This window comes from Sphingomonas sp. Leaf62 (genome assembly GCF_001421915.1).
In the GTDB taxonomy this organism is placed as follows: Bacteria; Pseudomonadota; Alphaproteobacteria; order Sphingomonadales; family Sphingomonadaceae; genus Sphingomonas.
Map to the genome: position 1 here is coordinate 444,375 of NZ_LMLN01000028.1, position 17,863 is coordinate 462,237.

14 protein-coding genes and 1 pseudogene are annotated in these 17,863 nt (G+C 67.9%); 3 read left to right on the plus strand and 12 right to left on the minus strand.

The annotated features are described in order from the left end of the window. Together ASE91_RS20705 and ASE91_RS13625 are read right to left on the minus strand one after the other, a co-directional pair. Nucleotides 1–377, minus strand: a pseudogene (locus tag ASE91_RS20705) (hypothetical protein); the annotation flags it as partial. Nucleotides 378–439: 62 nt separating this feature from the next. Then, the gene (locus ASE91_RS13625) at nt 440–2,020 is read right to left on the minus strand and encodes a histidine kinase famiy protein (RefSeq protein WP_156357858.1); all 1,581 of its coding nucleotides are present in this window, start codon (nt 2,018–2,020) and stop codon (nt 440–442) included. A 161-nt stretch (nt 2,021–2,181) separates the two neighbouring features. Here ASE91_RS13625 and ASE91_RS13630 point away from each other — a divergent pair, with 161 nt between their 5' ends. Beyond that, on the plus strand, nt 2,182–3,036 hold the full coding sequence (locus ASE91_RS13630) for an oxygenase MpaB family protein (RefSeq protein WP_056626952.1): 855 nt from the start codon (nt 2,182–2,184) through the stop codon (nt 3,034–3,036). Here ASE91_RS13630 and ASE91_RS13635 read toward each other — a convergent pair. Next, nucleotides 3,033–5,087, minus strand: coding sequence for an NAD(+) synthase (locus tag ASE91_RS13635; protein ID WP_056626954.1), 2,055 nt, complete (start codon nt 5,085–5,087; stop codon nt 3,033–3,035). The genes ASE91_RS13630 and ASE91_RS13635 overlap by 4 nt on opposite strands. Nucleotides 5,088–5,129: 42 nt before the next feature. Beyond that, the gene (locus tag ASE91_RS13640) at nt 5,130–5,837 is read right to left on the minus strand and encodes a murein L,D-transpeptidase catalytic domain family protein (RefSeq protein ID WP_056626959.1); all 708 of its coding nucleotides are present in this window, start codon (nt 5,835–5,837) and stop codon (nt 5,130–5,132) included. A gap of 177 nt (nt 5,838–6,014) precedes the next feature. Here ASE91_RS13640 and ASE91_RS13645 point away from each other — a divergent pair, with 177 nt between their 5' ends. Then, nucleotides 6,015–6,626 carry a L,D-transpeptidase family protein gene (locus ASE91_RS13645; RefSeq protein ID WP_056626961.1) on the plus strand — a complete coding sequence of 204 codons (612 nt, stop codon included), beginning with the start codon at nt 6,015–6,017 and terminating at the stop codon, nt 6,624–6,626. Nucleotides 6,627–6,687: 61 nt separating this feature from the next. Next, nucleotides 6,688–7,452 carry a COG3650 family protein gene (locus ASE91_RS13650; RefSeq protein WP_235530486.1) on the plus strand — a complete coding sequence of 255 codons (765 nt, stop codon included), beginning with the start codon at nt 6,688–6,690 and terminating at the stop codon, nt 7,450–7,452. Here ASE91_RS13650 and ASE91_RS13655 read toward each other — a convergent pair. From ASE91_RS13655 to ASE91_RS13690, 8 genes are read right to left on the minus strand one after another with little or no spacing between them, the layout of a single operon-like run. Continuing rightward, the gene (locus tag ASE91_RS13655) at nt 7,427–9,229 is read right to left on the minus strand and encodes a response regulator (RefSeq protein ID WP_056626965.1); all 1,803 of its coding nucleotides are present in this window, start codon (nt 9,227–9,229) and stop codon (nt 7,427–7,429) included. The genes ASE91_RS13650 and ASE91_RS13655 overlap by 26 nt on opposite strands. Then, the gene (locus ASE91_RS13660; protein WP_056626967.1) at nt 9,229–10,872 is read right to left on the minus strand and encodes a response regulator; all 1,644 of its coding nucleotides are present in this window, start codon (nt 10,870–10,872) and stop codon (nt 9,229–9,231) included. Before ASE91_RS13660 ends, ASE91_RS13655 begins: the two co-directional genes overlap by 1 nt. Beyond that, nucleotides 10,872–11,912, minus strand: coding sequence for a chemotaxis protein CheB (locus tag ASE91_RS13665; protein WP_200910763.1), 1,041 nt, complete (start codon nt 11,910–11,912; stop codon nt 10,872–10,874). Before ASE91_RS13665 ends, ASE91_RS13660 begins: the two co-directional genes overlap by 1 nt. A gap of 7 nt (nt 11,913–11,919) precedes the next feature. Beyond that, nucleotides 11,920–13,929, minus strand: a complete 2,010-nt coding sequence (locus tag ASE91_RS13670) for a hybrid sensor histidine kinase/response regulator (protein ID WP_056626968.1) — start codon at nt 13,927–13,929, stop codon at nt 11,920–11,922. Nucleotides 13,930–13,932: 3 nt separating this feature from the next. Beyond that, a complete protein-coding gene (locus ASE91_RS13675) occupies nt 13,933–15,591 on the minus strand; it encodes a methyl-accepting chemotaxis protein (protein ID WP_056626970.1) in 1,659 nt (552 codons plus the stop codon). Nucleotides 15,592–15,594: 3 nt separating this feature from the next. Further along, on the minus strand, nt 15,595–16,107 hold the full coding sequence (locus ASE91_RS13680) for a chemotaxis protein CheW (RefSeq protein ID WP_056626973.1): 513 nt from the start codon (nt 16,105–16,107) through the stop codon (nt 15,595–15,597). Then, a complete protein-coding gene (locus ASE91_RS13685) occupies nt 16,104–17,363 on the minus strand; it encodes a CheR family methyltransferase (RefSeq protein WP_056626974.1) in 1,260 nt (419 codons plus the stop codon). The genes ASE91_RS13680 and ASE91_RS13685 overlap by 4 nt, the downstream gene beginning before the upstream one ends. After that, nucleotides 17,360–17,833, minus strand: a complete 474-nt coding sequence (locus ASE91_RS13690; protein ID WP_056626976.1) for a chemotaxis protein CheW — start codon at nt 17,831–17,833, stop codon at nt 17,360–17,362. Before ASE91_RS13690 ends, ASE91_RS13685 begins: the two co-directional genes overlap by 4 nt. Nucleotides 17,834–17,863 lie beyond the last annotated feature (30 nt).

Sequence of the window (17,863 nt, forward strand, 5' to 3'; positions counted from 1 at the left end):
TCCACCAGCCAGTACGGATCCGCCCGACTGGCAACGACCGAAAGCGCACGGTCGTTGATCGTGCCGAGCGACACCGGGCCGACGATCGTCGACCGCAGCACGGCAAGGGCATCGGCACCGATCAGCGTGCCGATCGGTCCACCCAGCCAGCCACCGCCCAGCAAGCCGTCGACGTCGCCCGCGCCACCCACGATCCGGTCCTGTCCGGGATCGACGATCAACAGCACGCCATGCGGCTGGATCGCGCCGGGAATATGGATCGCCTCGCGATCGCATGCGGTCACGTCCGGTCCCAGGTCCGACACCGAATGGGCATCGGGCCGCTTGGGGGCATCGAAATCGGCATTCGTCGCCAACGGGTGGCCTTTCGTGGTCATGATGCGACCCGACGACGACAATCGCAGCGGGACACTTGCAGTAAAAGGGCTTGGCGTTTTGTTCAACCGGCCCCCATCGCACCGTCCAGCACCTGCCGGATGCGGGCGATCAGATCGGCACGCTTATACGGCTTTCCGATCAGATCGAACTCGGTGCCCCGCGCATCCACCCGCTCGATCGACGCCTCCGCATAGCCGGTCGTCAGCAGGACCTTCAGCCGGGGGCGCTGTCGTTTTGCCTCGCGCGCCAGCATGACCCCGTTCATGCCGCCCGGCATGATCAGGTCGGTGAACAACAGGTCGATTGCCGTTCCCATGTCCAGAATGTCGATCGCTTCAGGACCGTTGCCAGCACGCACGACGCGATAGCCAACATCGTTCAGGATCGATTCGGCCAGATCGCCGATATCGGGCTGATCCTCGACGACCAGCACCGTCTCGTCGCCGCGTGGTTCGCGTCCGCTATGCGTCAGGCCACGACGGATCGGTTCGGCAGCATCGGTCGCCGCCGGGAACAGCAGGTGGACGGTCGTGCCCTTGCCTTCCCCGGACTCGATCCGCAGCGCGCCGTTCGACTGTTTCATGAACCCATAGACCATCGACAGGCCCAGGCCGGTGCCCTTGCCCTGATCCTTGGTCGTGAAGAACGGTTCGGCCGCCCGCGCCAGCACGTCCGGGGCCATGCCCGATCCGGTGTCGGCGATCGACAGGCCGATATACTGGCCGGCACGCGCGTCGGCGAAACGCTCGTCGGTGCCGTCGATGCATTTGTGTTCGGCGGCGATCGTCACCGTTCCGCCATCGGGCATGGCGTCGCGGGCATTCATCAGGATGTTGAGGATTGCGGTTTCGGCCTGCACGGGATCTATCCGGGCATTGCAGTCGCTGCCGCACGGCCTCACGTCGATGTCGATCGGTGTCGACCGGATCGTGCGTTTCAGCATCGGCAACAGATTCGCGATCAGGTCGTCGATATTGGTGACCCGGCCCGACAGCTTCTGCTTGCGCGAGAAGGCGAGGAGTTGCTGTGTGAGTTCGGCACCGCGTTCCGCCGCCTCCGCTACGGCACGCAGCGACCGGGTGGTCCGTGCCGGATCGATCGGCTTTTCGCCGCTGCGCTCGACCTGCGTCAGCACGACGTCGGTGAACCCTTGGATGACGGTCAGAAGATTGTTGAAGTCATGCGCGATGCCCCCGGTCAATTGTCCGACCGCCTCCATCTTCTGCGCCTGCCGCAACCCTTCCTCGGCATCGCGACGGCGGGTAACGTCGAGCTGCGAGGCAAAGAAATATCGCAACTCGCCTTCGCCATCCAGCACCGGAGACACGAACAAGGCGTTCCAGAACGCGCTGCCGTTCTTCTTGTAGTTGATGATCTCTACCGATGTCTCGCGCCGCTGGCGGATGGCATCGGAGATTTCGGCGATTGTCTCGGGATCGGTCTCCGGTCCCTGCAGAAACCGGCAATTCCGGCCCAGCACCTCGTCCGCCGCATAGCCGGTCATCTGCAGGAAAGCGGGGTTGGCAAAGATGATCGGATTGTCGTCCTGTTTGGGATCGGTCACGATCATCGGCATCCGCGTCGTCTTGACCGCCGCGAAAAAGATGCCGTTCGCCGGGTCGCGCATGTCGCCTTCGGCCATTGCCGGTTGCCGGGGTACGGGATCGAGCGGTTTTTCCGGGCTGGACGGCGCATGCATGGACGGGATCTACCGGTTCGAGGTTTTGCCTATAGGTCGCGAACGTATACATTGGTTCCACCGCGGCACGGACCCCGATCCGGCCACCGGTCGTTGCACATCCCATGAACCCCGTCCGCCAAGCCATTGCCCGCCAAGTCCGATTGTTGACCGGGGCGGGGGACGGCGCGATCGACCTGACCCGGCCGCCTGGCGATGATGGACTGTTCGGGCCGCAATCGGTCAGCTGGCGCGTCCATGGCGATTTTTCGTCGATGATGATCGGCGGCACCGCGGCACTGCTGGTGCAGATGCTGCACCCCGGTGCGCTGGCGGGGGTATGGGATCACAGCAATTTCCAGCGCGACATGCTCGGCCGGCTGAAACGGACCGCGCAGTTCATCGCCGCCACCACCTATGGCAGCACGGTCGAGGCAAATCGGCTGATCGGCAGGGTCCGGCAGATCCATGACCGGGTCAACGGCGTGCTGCCCGATGGCACGCGCTATGACGCCAACGATCCGCACCTGCTGACGTGGGTGCATGTCGCCGAGACCGATTCGTTCCTGCGCGCCTATCTGCGCTATCGCGATCCGACGCTGTCGCGCGCCGATCAGGACCGGTATTTCGCCGAGAATGTCGTGGTGGCCGAACGGCTGGGCGCGACCGACGTGCCCGACAGCCGGGCGGCGGTCGATGCATGGCTGTTGTCGGTGCGGCGCGAACTGCGCTGCGACGAACGGACGCGCACGGTGCGCGATGCGCTGCTGCACCAGCCGCTGCCCAACCCGTTGTTGAAGGGGTTCGGCGCGCTCAACACCGCTGCGGCGATCGACCTGTTGCCGCCATGGGCGCGGGCGATGCTGGAATTGCAGGGCAACGGCGTCGGCGTGCGCACCGGCGCACACGGCATGGCGTGCGTCCTGCGCTGGGCGCTCGGCGGTTCGGCGTCGGAGCGGACGGCGCGGGCGCAGGGCTAGAGCGGCGGCAACCCCGCCTTTAGCTCCGCCATCCACGGCCCGGCGACGCCATCGGACGGCGCGCGCCAGTCGCCGCGCGGCGACAGTGCCCCGCCGCCCGAAACCTTTGGGCCGTTGGGCAGCGCCGACCGCTTGAACTGGCCGGTCTGAAAGAACCGCCACAGGAACTTTTCCAGCCACGCGGCGATCACCGGCAAATCGTAGCTCCCTTTCGCATCGTCCGGAAAGTCGATCGGCCAGCGACCCGCCGCCGCATCGCGCCACGCATGCCAGCACAGGAAGGCGATCTTCGACGGCCGCATCCCGAAGCGCACGACATGATGCAGGAAGAAATCGTTCAGCGCATAGGGGCCGACCCGGTCCTCGGTGCTCTGCATCCTGCCCGACGAATCCGCCGGCACCAGTTCGGGCGAAATCTCGGTGTTGAGGATCGCGTCGAGCACCGCATCGGTATCGGCATCGAACTGGTCGGTGCGGATCACCCAGCGGATCAGATACTGGATCAGCGTCTTCGGCACGCCGGCATTGACGCCATAATGGCTCATATGATCGCCGACGCCATAGGTACACCACCCCAGCGCCAGCTCGGACAGGTCGCCGGTGCCCAGCACCAGTCCCTCGCGCTGGTTCGCCAACCGGAACAGATAATCGGTGCGCAGGCCAGCCTGCACATTCTCGAACGTCACGTCATAGACCGGCTCGCCCTTCGCAAAGGGGTGGTCCATATCGGCCAGCATCTGCTGCGCGGCCGGGCGGATGTCGATCTCGTCGCCGGTGATGCCCAGCGCGCGCATGAGCTTCCACGCATTGCTTCTGGTCGTCTCACCGGTCGCAAAGCCCGGCATGGTAAAGCCGAGAATGTCGGTGCGCGGCCGCTCCAGACGGTCGAACGCCTTGGCCGCGACGATCAGCGCATGGGTCGAATCCAGCCCGCCCGATACGCCGATCACCAGCCGCTTGGTGCCCGACGCGACCAGTCGCTGGCGCAGTCCCTCAACCTGGATGTTGAACGCCTCGTAACAATCGTCGTCGAGCCGCTCGGGGGTGTTCGGCACGAACGGATAGCGGCGGACCGGGCGCAGCAGCCCGATATCCTCATAGGCTGGTGCATGATCGAACCCGATCCGGCGGAACCGGGTTTCGGGATGGCCGCTGGCGGTGGCACAGTCGTTGAACGTGCCGGTCCGCATCCGTTCTAGCCGCAACCGTTCCAGATCGACATCGGCATAGACGATGCCCGCCGCGCGATCGAACCGGTCGGAGGCGACCAGCAACTCGCCCAGTTCGTGGATCGTGCCCTGTCCGTCCCATGACAGATCGGTCGTGCTTTCGCCCATGCCCGCCGCCGAATAGACATAGGCCGACATGGTCCGCGCCGATTGCGACGCGCACAGCATCTCGCGGTCGCGCGCCTTGCCGATGACGATGTTCGACGCCGACAGGTTGCACAGCACCAGCGCCCCGGCCAGCGCGCCCGCCGTCGACGGGGGCAGGGGGGACCAGAAATCCTCGCAAATCTCGGCATGGAAGACGAAATCCGGCAGGTCATCGGCGGCGAAGATCAGGTCGGTACCGAACGGAACGTCCTGCCCGCCGACACGCATCGTCAGTCCGGTCAGCCCGGCACCGGGTGCGAACCAGCGTTTCTCGTAATATTCGCGGTAGTTGGGCAGATAGGTCTTGGGCACGACGCCGAGCACCCGTCCGCGCGCCACGGCCACCGCGCAATTATACAGCCGCCCGTTGCGCCGCAGCGCCGCGCCGAGCAGCAGCGCCGGGCGCAGGTCGGCACTCGCCGCGACCACCGCCGCCAGCGCCGCCTCGGTCGCGTCGCACAGCACGTCCTGCAGATGCAGGTCGTCGATCGCATAGGAGGTGAGGTTCAGTTCGGGAAAGACCAGCAGGTCGGCGCCGGCCGCATGCCCCTCTTGCGCCAGCACGATCGCGGCGCGGCCGTTGGCGGCGGGATCGCCCACGCTCGCCAGCGGGGTACAGGCCCCCACGCGGAGCAGACCATGGGTATGGATCGAATGGAACGGGTGGGCGGTCATGCCCGCAACCTAGAGACCTTGGCCGGCTATCGCCAGCGAGGATCAGACCTTGGCGGCGTAGATCATCCGGCCTTCACCGATCAGGTCGAACACCCGCGCCAGATCGCCTTCGGCGACGGCGAAACAGCCCTGGCTGCGGCCCAGCTTGCCGTGCTGCGCGATCATTTCCGGATTGGCATACCATGCGCCATGGATGACGATCGCGCGCATCAACGCATTGTCGTTGGTATGGTCCAGCCCGACCAGCCGCTGCGACCGGCCATGCTTGCCGATATAGTAATTCTCGGTGACGAACGCGCCTTCCGACGTCGCATTCGAATCGGGCACGTTGCTGAACCGGTCGAGCATCCCGCGATGGCGCGGGTCCGATCCGCTGCCGTGCGAGACGCGCATCGCAGACACGACGCCACTGTACATGTCGATGAACTGGAAGCGCGGATGCGCGGAGTCGACTGCGAAATCGGCGATGGCGATCCGGTCGGTCTTGCGGACCGTGCCGCCATGGCGTTGCAGCGCGGCGTGGGCGCGTTCGAACAAGCCGGGATTCACCGTCGGCGGTGCCAGCATCTTCCTGACCGGTGCGGCAGGAACCGCCGCCGATGCCAGTCGCTGCGGCATCGGCCCGACCGGCAGATTCTGCGCGACGGGCACGATCGCATTCTTGGTACAGCCCTGTGCCAGCACCAGCCCCGCAAGGCCTCCTGCTGCCTTCAGCACTGCCCGCCGCGATCGAACCGCTTCGTCCTGCATCCAAATCCTCGTCAAACCGTTATGGCTCCCCCAGATACGGTACGAACCGGTTCCATTCAATTAACGCCGGGTAATCGGTTGCGTCACTGGTCGCGGCGATGCCACGGGCGGTCGACTCCGTTGCAGTTGATACCGTCCATATTTGCGTTCGGGCTGCGGCTGGGTGATACTCGACGCGTGATTTTCGCCCTTCGTCTTGGACTCGCGCTGGCGCTGCTGCCGCTGCCGGCCGTGGCGCAGCGATCGGATGTGCTGGCGGTCGAGCGTGCGGCGCTGACCATGCGGCCGGGCGCGCATCGCTGGTCCGATGATCCGACCCTGCCGGGACCGGTCAGCATCGTCGTCAGCGTGCCGATGCAGATGGCGTTCGTCTATCGCGGCGATGTGCTGATCGGGGCAACGACGGTATCGACCGGCAAGCCGGGCAAGACCACGCCGATCGGCGAATATGCCATCCTGCAAAAACGGCCGTTTCACCGCTCCAACCTGTATAACAACGCGCCGATGCCGTTCATGCAGCGGTTGACGTGGGACGGGATGGCGCTGCACGCCGGCAATCTTCCCGGCTTCCCCGCGTCGCATGGCTGTATCCGTATCCCGACCGCCTTTGCCCGCACGCTGTTCGCCGCAACGGCGCTCGGCGGGCAGGTGGCGGTGGTGAACGACGTCATCGCCTTTCCCGCCTATCGTCCCGCCGATCCGGTGCCGCGACTGGAGGCGGAGGTGGCGATGCTCGCCGGCCGCGACGACCGGGTGAGCAGCGGAGGCCGTCGTGGCGAACCGCGATAGGCGAAATCCCCGTTGCCCCGGAGCCGCCCGAGACGTCCGCGACAGCCATGCGCCGAACTCCGTGCCGGCCGTTCCCCTGCGGGGAACCGCTACCACGGCCGTGCTGATCGCGCTGGCGCTGGCCGGCTGCAACGACCGCCGCGATTCCGCACCGGCGGCAACGCCCACACCACGCTCGACCGCGGCGATTGTCCCACCGCCGGTCACCTCGACCGTACCCGACCGGATCACCGTGGCGACCAACGAACCCTTCTATTCCGCAAGGGTCGCAGCCGACACGATCGTTCTCAGCGGCGTCGACATGGCCGAGCGGCGCTTGCCGATCACCGATCGCGAAATCGCCGCCGACCGACGAAGCTGGACCGCGCGCGACGATGGCGGCACCGTCGTCGTCACCGCGACCCGCGCCGCTTGCGAAGACGATATGTCGGGCGCGCCGCGCGACTATAGCGGTACGCTGACGCTCGCCGGCCGGACCGTGCGCGGCTGTGCCTTTACCGGCACGCCCGCGCCGCCGCCCGGTGAGACGGCAGCGACGATCCCCGCAAGCTTTACCGGCAACTGGAACACCGACGCCGCCGCCTGCGCCCGCCCCGCCGCCTCGATCGAGGGGGTCAGGGTCACGCCGCACGAAATCCTGTTCCACGAAAGCGCCGGGCGGGTGACGCGGGTCGAACCGCTTGGTGCCGATCGCATCCGCATTCTCGCCGATTATGACGGGGAGGGCGAACGCTGGACCGCGACGCAGACGCTGACGGTCGCCGGGAACCGGCTGACCATCGATACCGGCGGCCCGCCGTTCAGCCGCGTGCGTTGTCGGCAGTAACCAGCACCGCAGCGATCGCCGCGTGCAGCTGGTCGCCGGTGAACGGCTTGGTCAGCACCGGTACCCCAATCGACGTATCGCCGATTTCCGCAAAGCCGGTGATCAGCAGCACCGGCATGGTCGGACAGCAGGACCGCACCCGGTTGGCGACGTCGATCCCCGACAGGTCGGGCATGGCGTAATCGGTCAGCACCAGATCGAACCGTTCGCCCGCCTCCAGCGCCTCTACCGCGGCGCGCGCCGATCCCTGCACCGTGACGCTGTGCCCGACCGCTTCCAGCTGTGCGGCGACGACTGCGCGCACTTCGGGATCGTCCTCGACCAGCAACAGCCGGCGCGGAACGGCGTCGTGCTGGTCGGGGCGGGCAATCGCCGCCGCATCGGTTTCGGCGCGGGGCAGCCATATGTGGATCGTCGTCCCCTCACCGACGACACTGTCGATCGTGACGTCGCCCCCCGCCGCGCGCGCCATCGCCCGCACCATCGGCAGGCCCAGCCCGGTGCCGGCCCCCTGCGCCTTGGTGGTGAAGAACGGTTCGAACACCCGCGCGCGCACAGCGTCGTCCATGCCGCTGCCGGTATCGCCGACCGAGATGCGGACGAACGGTCCCTGCAGGTCCGGCACCAGTGCGGCGGCATCGGCGATGTGCCTGCTGGCGATACGGACGGTGCCGCCACCGCCCATTGCATCGCGCGCATTGATGGCGAGGTTCAGGATCGCCAGCTCGAACTGCCCCGGATCCGTCCGCACCGACCATGGTTCCTCCGCGAAGTCGTAGGTCACGCGGATGCGGCCGGCGGTGGTCCGCAGGATCAGTTCCTCGATCGACTGGATCGCTTCGTCGGGGCGGAAGACTTCGGCGGCCAGATCGCGCTGCCGGCTGAAGCTCAGCAGGCGGCGGGTGATCGCGCTGCCGCGTCCGGCGGCTTCACCGGCGGCGGCGAGATAGCGTTTCAGCCGGTCGCGATCGTCGATCCGCCGTTCGGCCAGTTCCAGATTGCCGATGATCGCCGCCAGCAGGTTGTTGAAGTCGTGCGCGATCCCGCCCGACAGGGTGCCGAGCGCCTCCAGCTTTTCCGACTGATGGTGCCGCCGTTCCGCCAGCCGCCGTTCGGTATCGTCGCGTTCGATCCGCAGCAGATAGCGGTCGTTGCCTGCCTGAAACGGGATGCGGCGGATATGCGTCCACCGGTCGCCACCGGGCAGCGGGTGGTGGCGATCCTCGTCATCGACCCGGTCCTGCGCGAGGGTCGCCAGATCGCGCGGGTCGGGGACGATCGCGGCATCCTCCCCGCGCACGATCCGCCCCTCGGCATCGACGATCGCGACCGCATCGCCCGAACCGTCGGCCAGCCCGCGAAACGCCGCGCGTTCGAACGCCAGCGCGCGGCGCAGCGCATGGCGTTCGGCGGCGGCGGCGACCATCGCCGTCAACGCCTCGGCATCCCATGGCTTGTTGGCATAGCCGCTGATCGCGCCGTCGTTCAGCGCCGCGACGACCGCCGACAGATCGGCATAGCCGGTCAGCAGGATCGCCTCCGCATCGGTCACCGCCCGCGCGCGCGCCAGGAACTGGCTGCCGGTCAGTTCGGGCATCCGCTGGTCCGACACGATCACCGCGATGTCGGGATGCGCCGCGACCAGACCGAGCGCCTCGACCGGCGAGGTGGTCGACACGATGCGATACCGGTCCTCCAGCAGGTCGGTCAGCGCGACGAGAATCTCGCGCTCGTCATCGACCAGCAGCAACAGGGGCAGGGCACCGGTGGTTTCCATTACGCGTGTTCCGGTATCCTGATCGCGAACGATGCGCCACCCCGTGCCGCACGACCGATCTCGATCGTGCCGCCATGCGAGCGCACCACGCCGTAGGCGATGGCGAGGCCCAGACCGGTGCCGGAGCCGACATCCTTGGTGGTGAAGAACGGTTCGAACACCCGCTCGCGCCGGTCGTCGGGGATGCCGGGGCCATTATCATCGATGCGGATGGTGTAGGTACCGTCGACCGATTCGGTCGCGACCACGATCTCGCCGGTCACCGGATCGACCGCGTCGGCGGCGTTGGCGACGATGTTCATCACCACCTGATTGACCAGCGCCCCCGAACATTCGAGCATCCGCGCCGCTCCATAGTCGCGCACGACCCGCACCGTACCCAGCCGTGGTGCAAGCAGCGTCAGCACCGCGTCGATCGCATCGGGAATGTCGATCTGCGACACCTCGCCGTCGTCCAGCCGCGAAAACCGGCGCAGCTTCACCACCAGCTCCTGGATACGGGTCAGCCCCGACCGGATCGACGTCAGCCGGTCCGACGCCTTGGTCAGCAGCGTCGAGCGCCTCGCGTCGTCGGCATCGCGCGCGCCCGCCACCGCCCGTTCCACGGTCGCCTGATGCGCGAGGATGAAGGCCAGCGGATTGTTGATCTCGTGCGCGATGCCCGCGACCAGTTCGCCTAGCGACGCCATCTTCGCCGATTGCACCAGCTGCGCCTGCGTTTCGCGCAGCAGGGCATTGGCCCCGGCCAGTTCGGCATTGGCCCGTGCCAGCCGCTCGGCCGAATCGGCCTCGGCCCGCGCCTGCGCCAGTGCGATCGCCTGCGCCCGTTCGCGGGCGATGCCGGCGGCCTCTTCGTCGCGCGCCAGCTTGCGCCGGACGATCGCGCGGATCCGTACCAGCAGCATGTCGCCGTCGCTCCGCCGCGACACGACATCGTCGACCCCGGCGGCAAGGCCCGCCAGCATCGTCGCCGGTTCGGCATCGTCGGTCAGCGCGACCAGTGCGATGCCGCTCGCCTGCGCCACCCGGCATGCATCAAGCCGGGCCGACAGCGCGAAACTGCGCTCGCGCTCGATCACGAGGATACCATCGGCGCTGTCCGCCTCGATCGCCGCCAGCGCTACCGCCGGATCGGCGCACCGTTCGACCTGATACCCTTCGGCCGACAGCCGTTCGACCAGCGGATCGCGGTTCGCATCGACGGAATCGAGCAGGAACAATCGCGGCTGCCGCAGCGCCGGTGCCGGCCCGTCCTCCATCGGTCGCCCGCGTGTCTGGCGCAGCAGCGCACGAATCCGCGATACGATCAGTTCGCCGCCGCCGCGCTTGGGGACATAGGCGTTCGCCCCGCTGTCGAGGCCCTGTCGCTCCACCTCCGACGCATCGTCGCCGGTCAGCATCAGCACCGGCAACGTCCGCGTCGCCCCCGTCTGCCGCACGATCCGCACCAGTTCGTCGCCGTTCATGCCCGGCAACCGGTAATCGACCACCAGCAGGTCCGGTCGGGCATCGTTCAGCGTCGCCAGTGCCGTCTCGGCATCGCGGGTCCGCTGCACCCGCAGCCCCGCTCGCTCGAACATCCGCCGCAATTGCAGCGCCTGCGTCTCCGAATCCTCGACCAGCAGGATCAATGCGCCGTCCATCACCGCGTCCGGTCCAGCACGCGGCGGATATGCGGCGCGATCAGGTCGAGCGGCAGCGACAGCGCGCCCATGCGCTGTGCGGCGGCGGGCATGCCATAGACGACCGAACTGCTCGCATCCTCCGCCACCGCCAGCCCGCCCGCCGCCAGCAGCGCCTGTACCCCCGGCGCGCCGTCCTCGCCCATGCCGGTCAGCACCACCGCCATCGCCGCACCGTCGAGGGCGGTCGCCCCGCTTTCGATCAGGCGGGTGGCGGACGGGCGCTGGCCGTTGACCGGTGCTGCGCGTCCGACCAGCATCGTGCCGCCCTTGCCGATGGTCAGATGCGCGTCGCCCGGCGCAACGTGGATCATGCCGGGGCGCGGCACGTCGCCATGGCCGGCAATTTCGACCCGCTGCGGCACGACGCTGTCGAGCCAGCTGGCGAAGCCGGTCATGAAACTGGCCCCCATATGCTGCACCAACAGCACCGGCAGCGACAGGTCGGCGGGCAGCGCCCCGAACAATCTGGCAAGGGCAGGGGGGCCGCCGGTCGACGCCGCGACCAGCAACACGGCCGGGGCACGCTGGCGCGTCGTCGGTATCGGCAGGACCGGCGCGGTCCACATCCGCCTTCGGACGACAGCCACCTCGCTCATGATCGCCAGTTGCGTGCGGATTTCGCGTGCGACCTGTGAATAGGCGGCATCGCCCAGCCCGACCGGCTTTTCGACGACCGACAATGCGCCGGCGCGGAGCGCGTCCATGCTGTTGCCCATCGCGCCGCCGTCCATGCTGGCAGAAATCACGACGATCGGCGTCGGTCGATCGGCCATGATCCGCCGTGTCGCCTCCAGCCCGTCGATGCCCGGCAGTCGGATATCCATCGAAATGACGTCGGGCTGCACGACCGGCAAGGCGGCAATCGCATCCTCGGCGGTCGCGAACGCGCCGGCCACCGTCAGACGCGGGTCGCTGTTGATGATGTGGGTCAGCAGCGTGCGGACGACGATCGAATCCTCGACGATCATCACGCGGGCCGGGGTGGTGCGGTCGGGCATCGGCGGGTCAGATCAGCTGCTGCACGACGCCGATCAACTTGCCCTGATCGAAATCCTGTTTGGTGACATAGGCATCCGCCCCGAGGCTGAGGCCGCGTTCGATATCGTCGGGGCTGTTGCGCGAAGTCATCATGACGACGGGTAAAGTTTTGAGTGCCGGATCGTTCCGTATCGCCGCCAGCAAGGTGAATCCGTCCATCCGCGGCATTTCGACATCGGCGACGACCAGATCGATGGCGTCGAGGCCCGATCGCAACCGCTCCAGCCCGGCAAGGCCATCGACCTCGATCAGCACGCGATAGCCCTGCGCCTCGAGGATGCTGCGCTCCAGCGTGCGGGTGGTGATCGAATCATCGACGACCAGGATGGTCTTGCCATGCGGTTCGGGCGCGGCGTCGGCGGCGATCGGCAGGGCGGCGGTGCCCGGCCGGTCGCGCACCAGTTGTACCGGGTCCAGCACCAGCACGATCTCTCCGTTCAACAGGATCGTGCCCAGCACCAGCGGCACATCGGCGGCGATCGCCGCGACATCGCCGATCAGCAGCGCGCGGACGTCACTCAGGCCATCGACCACCAGCATCCGCCGGACGCCGTCGGCGGCGATCATCACGGCGGGCAGGGTGCCGGCCGGGGCACCATGCGCCACGGCCAGCATATCGCCCAACCGGCTCACCGGAATGGCCGTGCCGTCGATCGTCACCATCGTGTCGCTGCCGCTCGGCGACAATTCGACCGGGTCGATCCGCCGCACCTGCTGTACCGCATCGGCGGGCAGGGCGAGGCGCATGTCGCCGACCTCGACCAGCAACAGCGTCCGCCGGGTCAGCGCGACCGGTACCGCGAGTGCCACGATCGTCCCGCCACCTGTGCCGCGCGCGATCGTCGCCGATCCGTGCAGCCGCCGCGCGACTTCGGCCACTACCGACAGGCCGATGCCGCGTCCGGCCACCTCGTCCAGACGTTCGGCAGTCGAAAATCCCTGTTCGAACAGCAACGCGTGCAGCGCGTGATCGCGCGGCACCGGGGCATCGGCGGCGATCAGCCCGGCGGCTCGCGCCCGTGCGGCAATGGCGGCGTCGTTCAACCCCGCTCCATCGTCGCGCACCGTGATCGTCAGGCGGCCACGGTCGATCCGCGCATCGACGGCGATGGTCCCGGCATCGTCCTTGCCCGCGAGACGCCGGGCCGCCGGGGTCTCGATCCCGTGGCGGACGGCGTTGCGCAGCAGGTGCAGCAGCGGATCGCGCAACGCGTTGAGCACCCGGCGATCGGCTTCACCGGCGATATCGGCGACCTGCAACCGGGCGATCTTGCCCTCGGCGGCGGCAAGGTCGCGCACCGCGCGTTCGTGCCCGTCAAACAGCGTCGCGACCGGTTGCAACAGCATCCGCTCGCCATCACGCTCCAGCTCGGCGCTCGACCGGTCCAGCGCATCGCGCAGCCGACCGTGCAGGCGGCGGATACGGTCGAGTTCGCCGGTCGCCTGCCGCAATCGCCGCGCGGCTTCGCCATCGCCGCTATTGGCGAGCATAGGGAGCAGCGTAGCAAGGTCTTGCGACAATGCGTCCAGCCGCTCGGCGACCTGCCCCTGTTCGGCGACCTGCGTCGCCATGACGTGCAGCGACCGGCCGAGCCGTTCGACGCGGTGGCCGGCAATCGCGACACGCCGTTCGGGTTCGATTTCTCGCTCGGTGTCGGTCGCTGCGGCGGGCGGGGCGGCCCCGTCCTCGATCGCGTCGGCCAGCATCCGCAATTCGACGATGGCGGCTTCGTCCATGGCGCGGTCGCCGCTTTCGATTGCCAGCAACAGCGCCTCGGCCTCATGCGCGGCCGCTTCGGTCGCGGGCAGTTCGACTGCCCGCGCCGCGCCTTTCAGGCTGTGTGCCCGCCGGCTGAACTCACGCAGGTCGACCGGCCGTCCGGCATCGGCATCGGCCAGCGCCGCGCGGATGCCGGCCATATGCTCCGCCAGCTCCGACGCGAACGCCGCCATCAATTCGGCCTGCAATTCGTCCATGGCCTACATCCGGTAGCGTTCGGTCAGCCCGACCAGCGTGCGCGATAATTCGCCCAGATCGCCCGCCGCCTGATCCAGCTGCCGGGTCGACGACGCGGTCTGTTGCGATGCCTCGCGGATATTCTGCAGCGCGATCGTAACCTGTTCGATGCCGATCTGCTGCTGGTTGGTCGACGCGACGATCTGCTGGAACGTCTGGACGTTCTCCTGCACCCGCGCGGCCAGTTCCTCGATCGCGGCATGGCCGGCATCGGTGCGTTCCTTGCCCGATGCGACGCGCTTCACCGCTTCCTCGGTCAGCATCACCGACGAATTGATCCCGCGTTGAATGTCGCCCAAAATCGAGCGGACGTTGCGCGTCGCGCCCTTTGCCTGATCGGCGAGCAGCTTCATCTCCGCGGCGACGATCGCGAAGCTGCGACCCTGTTCGCCCGCCGCCGCCGCCTCGATCGATGCGTTCAGCGCCAGCAGGTGCGACCGTTCGGACACGTCGTTGACCGTTGCGATGATGTCGCCGATCGCCTGCGTCTTTTCCGATAGCGCGACGATGTTGGTCGCGACCGCTTCGGCCTGTTCGCGGATCGCGACCATCGCCTGCGCGGTATCGCCGACCGCGCTCAACCCCGCGTCGCTGATCTGCGCGGTGGCCTGTGCCTGCGCGATCACTTCCTGTGCGCGGCGGCTGATCTGCGCACCGCTATGGGTGATCTCGTCGACGGTCGCGGCGGTTTCCTGCACGGCGGCCAACTGTTCCTCGACCGACGCCGCCTGCTCCTGCGTCGATGCACGAATTTCGGTGGTCGCGGCGTTCAGATCGTTGGTCGCGGCGCGGTTCTGCGATGCGATGGTACGCAGCCCGCCGACCATCTCGTTCAACGTCCGGCCCAGCTTACCCAGCTCGTCCTTGCCGGTCGCGTCGGTCGTGGTCGACAGGTCGCCGCCACCGATTCGCCCGACGAACTGCATGAATTCGTCGAGGGGGCGGACGATCGACCGGCGGATGGTGATCGCGATCGCGATGCTGACCAGCACCGCGACGATCAGCCCGATGCCGATCGACACGCGGCTGGCGTCGTACACGTTGCGGGTCGCGTCACGGCCCTTTTCGATCGCGGCGTTCAACGTCTCGCGCGCCTGTCCGACCCGGGCGACCGTCGCGGCGTGATCGCGCACGATATCGTCATCCACCGCCAGCACGGCGGCGCGGTCGCCCGCCTGGATGGCGGCCAGCTGCGTTTCGACATCGGTGCGGGTACGGACCAGCGCGCGTTCGGCCTCGCCCAGCTGCCGGGCCATCCGCGCCCATTGTTCGGACCTGAGGCCGGTAACCGCAGTCGTGCGATATGTCTCGGCGGCGCGTTGCTGTTCCGCCATGCCGCGCGCGGCATCGTCGATCGCGGCCCGCCAGCCGGCAATGCCTTCGCGGGTGTCGGTGCCGTTGCCGGTCAGGAAACCGCGCACCAGCGCCGCGCGCTGTTCGACCTTGCGCGACAGGGCATGGTCGATACGGTTCAGCTCCTCCATCGACGACAGGTCGCGTTCGACGATCAGGTCGACGGTCGATCGGACCTCGCCGATCTGCGTCAGTGCATAGAGGCCGAGGGCGAGCAGGATCGCGGTGAGGGCGGCAAAGCCGGCGGCGATCCGGGTGGAGACGGACAAACCTTATCCTTCCTGAAGACGGGCGGGGAGTAGCAGTGCGATCAGCAGCGCCGGGTCGACGCGGGTCAGCCGCTGGCCATCCCCTTCGACCAGACGCGACAATGTTGGCGGTGCATCGTCGCGCGGTGTGCGGACCACGCCCAGCAGGGCATCGACCGCCAGCGCGATCCGCGGCGCATCGTGGCGCAGGACGATCATCGCAGTGGCCGTGCCAACTTCGCGCGCCAGAACGGTCGCCGGATTGAACAGGTTCACCACCGCCCCGCGCCATGCGACCACCCCGGCCAGCGCCCCCGGACCATGCGGCACACGTGTAACCTTTGGCACCTTCGCCACCGCCCGCACCTGCTCGATCGGCAGCCCGTGCGCGACCCCGCCCAGTTCGAACGCCAGCAGCGTTTCGGTCGGTCGATCGCTCGCGATCCGCTCCCCCGCGACCGCACGCTGCCGTATCCGCAGCACTGCCGCAATGGCATCGGCGTCCAGCCCGTCGGCGACGATCGGTGGCGCGCTCATCGCGTACGTCCCATGATATGCCGGATCGCGGCGGTCATCGCCCCCGCCGTCATGCCGTCGCCTCCGGTCAGCTCGGTGGCGGGATCGAGTGCGGCGGCGACGCGCAACGCATTGGTCAGGCTGCGTTTGCCGTCGGGCTGCCGCCCTTGTGCCAACAGGTAATGACCGAACTGGTAATGCGCCATCGCGAACGATCCATCGAGATACAGTGCATCGCGAAATGCCCGCTCGGCCGAATCCCGGTCCCCGCCTGCCAGCGCGTCGAGCGCCGCAAAATAGCGCGCCACCGCATCCGGCATCCGCTCGACGACCGGTTTGGGCGTCGCGACCGGCCGGGCTGTCGCGCGGGGCATCGGCGGCGGTACCGGAGCAGGGGGCCGCGCCACTACCACTGGCGGCGGAACGACCGGGGTTACCCGCAAGACTGACCCGCGCGGGCGATAGGCCAGGATACCCGCCACTTGCGTCGCATCGGCCACCGCATCGAACCCCGGATTTGGCTCGGCATGACCCAGCAGCAGCAACCCCTCTAGCGCCAGCCGCTCGACCAGCGCGCCGACGATCGCCGTCGCATGGTCCTGTGCGAAATAGATCAGGACGTTGCGGCACAGGATCAGGTCGTACTCGGTAAAGCCGAGCGCCGCCGTACCGTCGATCAGCGACAACAGGTTATGGCGCTCGAACCGCGCGGTTGCGCGGTACCGCTCCTTCAGCCGGTATCGCTCGCCGTTCCGGTCGAACAGCCGCGCCCGTTCCGCGTCGCCCATGGTCCGGAGCGCCCATGAAGAATAGTCCGCCTGCCGCGCCGCCGTCAGCGCCGCATCGTCGATATCGGTCCCGGTCAGCGCGATCCGCCACTCGCCGATCGCCTCGCCAAGCAGGTCGTTCAGCAGGATCGCGATCGAATGCGCCTCCGCCCCGGTCGAACAGCCCACGCTCCAGATGCGCAACCGCTTCTCCGCCGCGTTCCGCGCAATCAGCCGCGGCAGAATGACGTTGCGTAGCGCATCGAACTGCTCGGCGAAGCGGAAGAAAAAGGTTTCGTTGATCGTCACCGCGCTTTCGAGCAGCGGCCATTCGGCATGGTCGGGATCGCGCAGCCGATCGAGATACGCCGACAGGGTCGTATCGCCCGTCTCGGCCATACGATGGGCGATCCGTTCGGCGAGCTGCGCTTCCTTGTCGATATAGTAATGATGGCCGGTACGCGCGATCACCAGCGCCTTGACCTCGGCAAAGGCCTCGTCGCGGATCATGAGACGCGCCACCGGTCGGCACGGGCGGCGGCAGCAACCGTCAGCGCCGCCAGCGTCGCGCGTTCGCTGTCGAGCAGCAGTCGGTCGGCCGCGATCACATGGGCAACCTCGTCCCCGAGCGGCAGCTCGCCGACGATCGCCGCATTCAGGCTCTTTTCCGGATCGACCGGCGCAACGTCACCGCGCACGACGTCCTCCGCGCGGTCGACCAGCAGGCAGGGGCCGTCGCCCCGCAACCGAACCAGATGCGAAAACAGCCCGATCGCCCCGACGCTCGCCATGGGGTCGAGCAGCATCAGCGGTGCCACCACCGGCACCGGCGCGCCCTGCAACAACACGAAGCCCAACACCGGCGCGGGCAACCCCGGCGGCGCATCGATCGGCAGCACCGGCAGCACTTCGCGCACCGCCGTCATCGGCAGCGCGAGGCGGGTGTCGCCGATACGCAGGATCAGGAACGATGCGGTCATCGTGGCACGCTATATCGCGGGTGTGTCCCG

Bases quoted from the DNA above. Each gene is read 5' to 3' on its own strand.
- ASE91_RS13625 (WP_156357858.1), bottom strand. From the start codon at position 2,020: ATGGCCGAAGGCGACATGCGCGACCCGGCGAACGGCATCTTTTTCGCG.
- ASE91_RS13630 (WP_056626952.1), top strand. From the start codon at position 2,182: ATGAACCCCGTCCGCCAAGCCATTGCCCGCCAAGTCCGATTGTTGACC.
- ASE91_RS13635 (WP_056626954.1), bottom strand. From the start codon at position 5,087: ATGACCGCCCACCCGTTCCATTCGATCCATACCCATGGTCTGCTCCGC.
- ASE91_RS13640 (WP_056626959.1), bottom strand. From the start codon at position 5,837: ATGCAGGACGAAGCGGTTCGATCGCGGCGGGCAGTGCTGAAGGCAGCA.
- ASE91_RS13655 (WP_056626965.1), bottom strand. From the start codon at position 9,229: ATGGAAACCACCGGTGCCCTGCCCCTGTTGCTGCTGGTCGATGACGAG.
- ASE91_RS13660 (WP_056626967.1), bottom strand. From the start codon at position 10,872: ATGGACGGCGCATTGATCCTGCTGGTCGAGGATTCGGAGACGCAGGCG.
- ASE91_RS13665 (WP_200910763.1), bottom strand. From the start codon at position 11,912: ATGCCCGACCGCACCACCCCGGCCCGCGTGATGATCGTCGAGGATTCG.
- ASE91_RS13670 (WP_056626968.1), bottom strand. From the start codon at position 13,929: ATGGACGAATTGCAGGCCGAATTGATGGCGGCGTTCGCGTCGGAGCTG.
- ASE91_RS13680 (WP_056626973.1), bottom strand. From the start codon at position 16,107: ATGAGCGCGCCACCGATCGTCGCCGACGGGCTGGACGCCGATGCCATT.
- ASE91_RS13685 (WP_056626974.1), bottom strand. From the start codon at position 17,363: ATGATCCGCGACGAGGCCTTTGCCGAGGTCAAGGCGCTGGTGATCGCG.
- ASE91_RS13690 (WP_056626976.1), bottom strand. From the start codon at position 17,833: ATGACCGCATCGTTCCTGATCCTGCGTATCGGCGACACCCGCCTCGCG.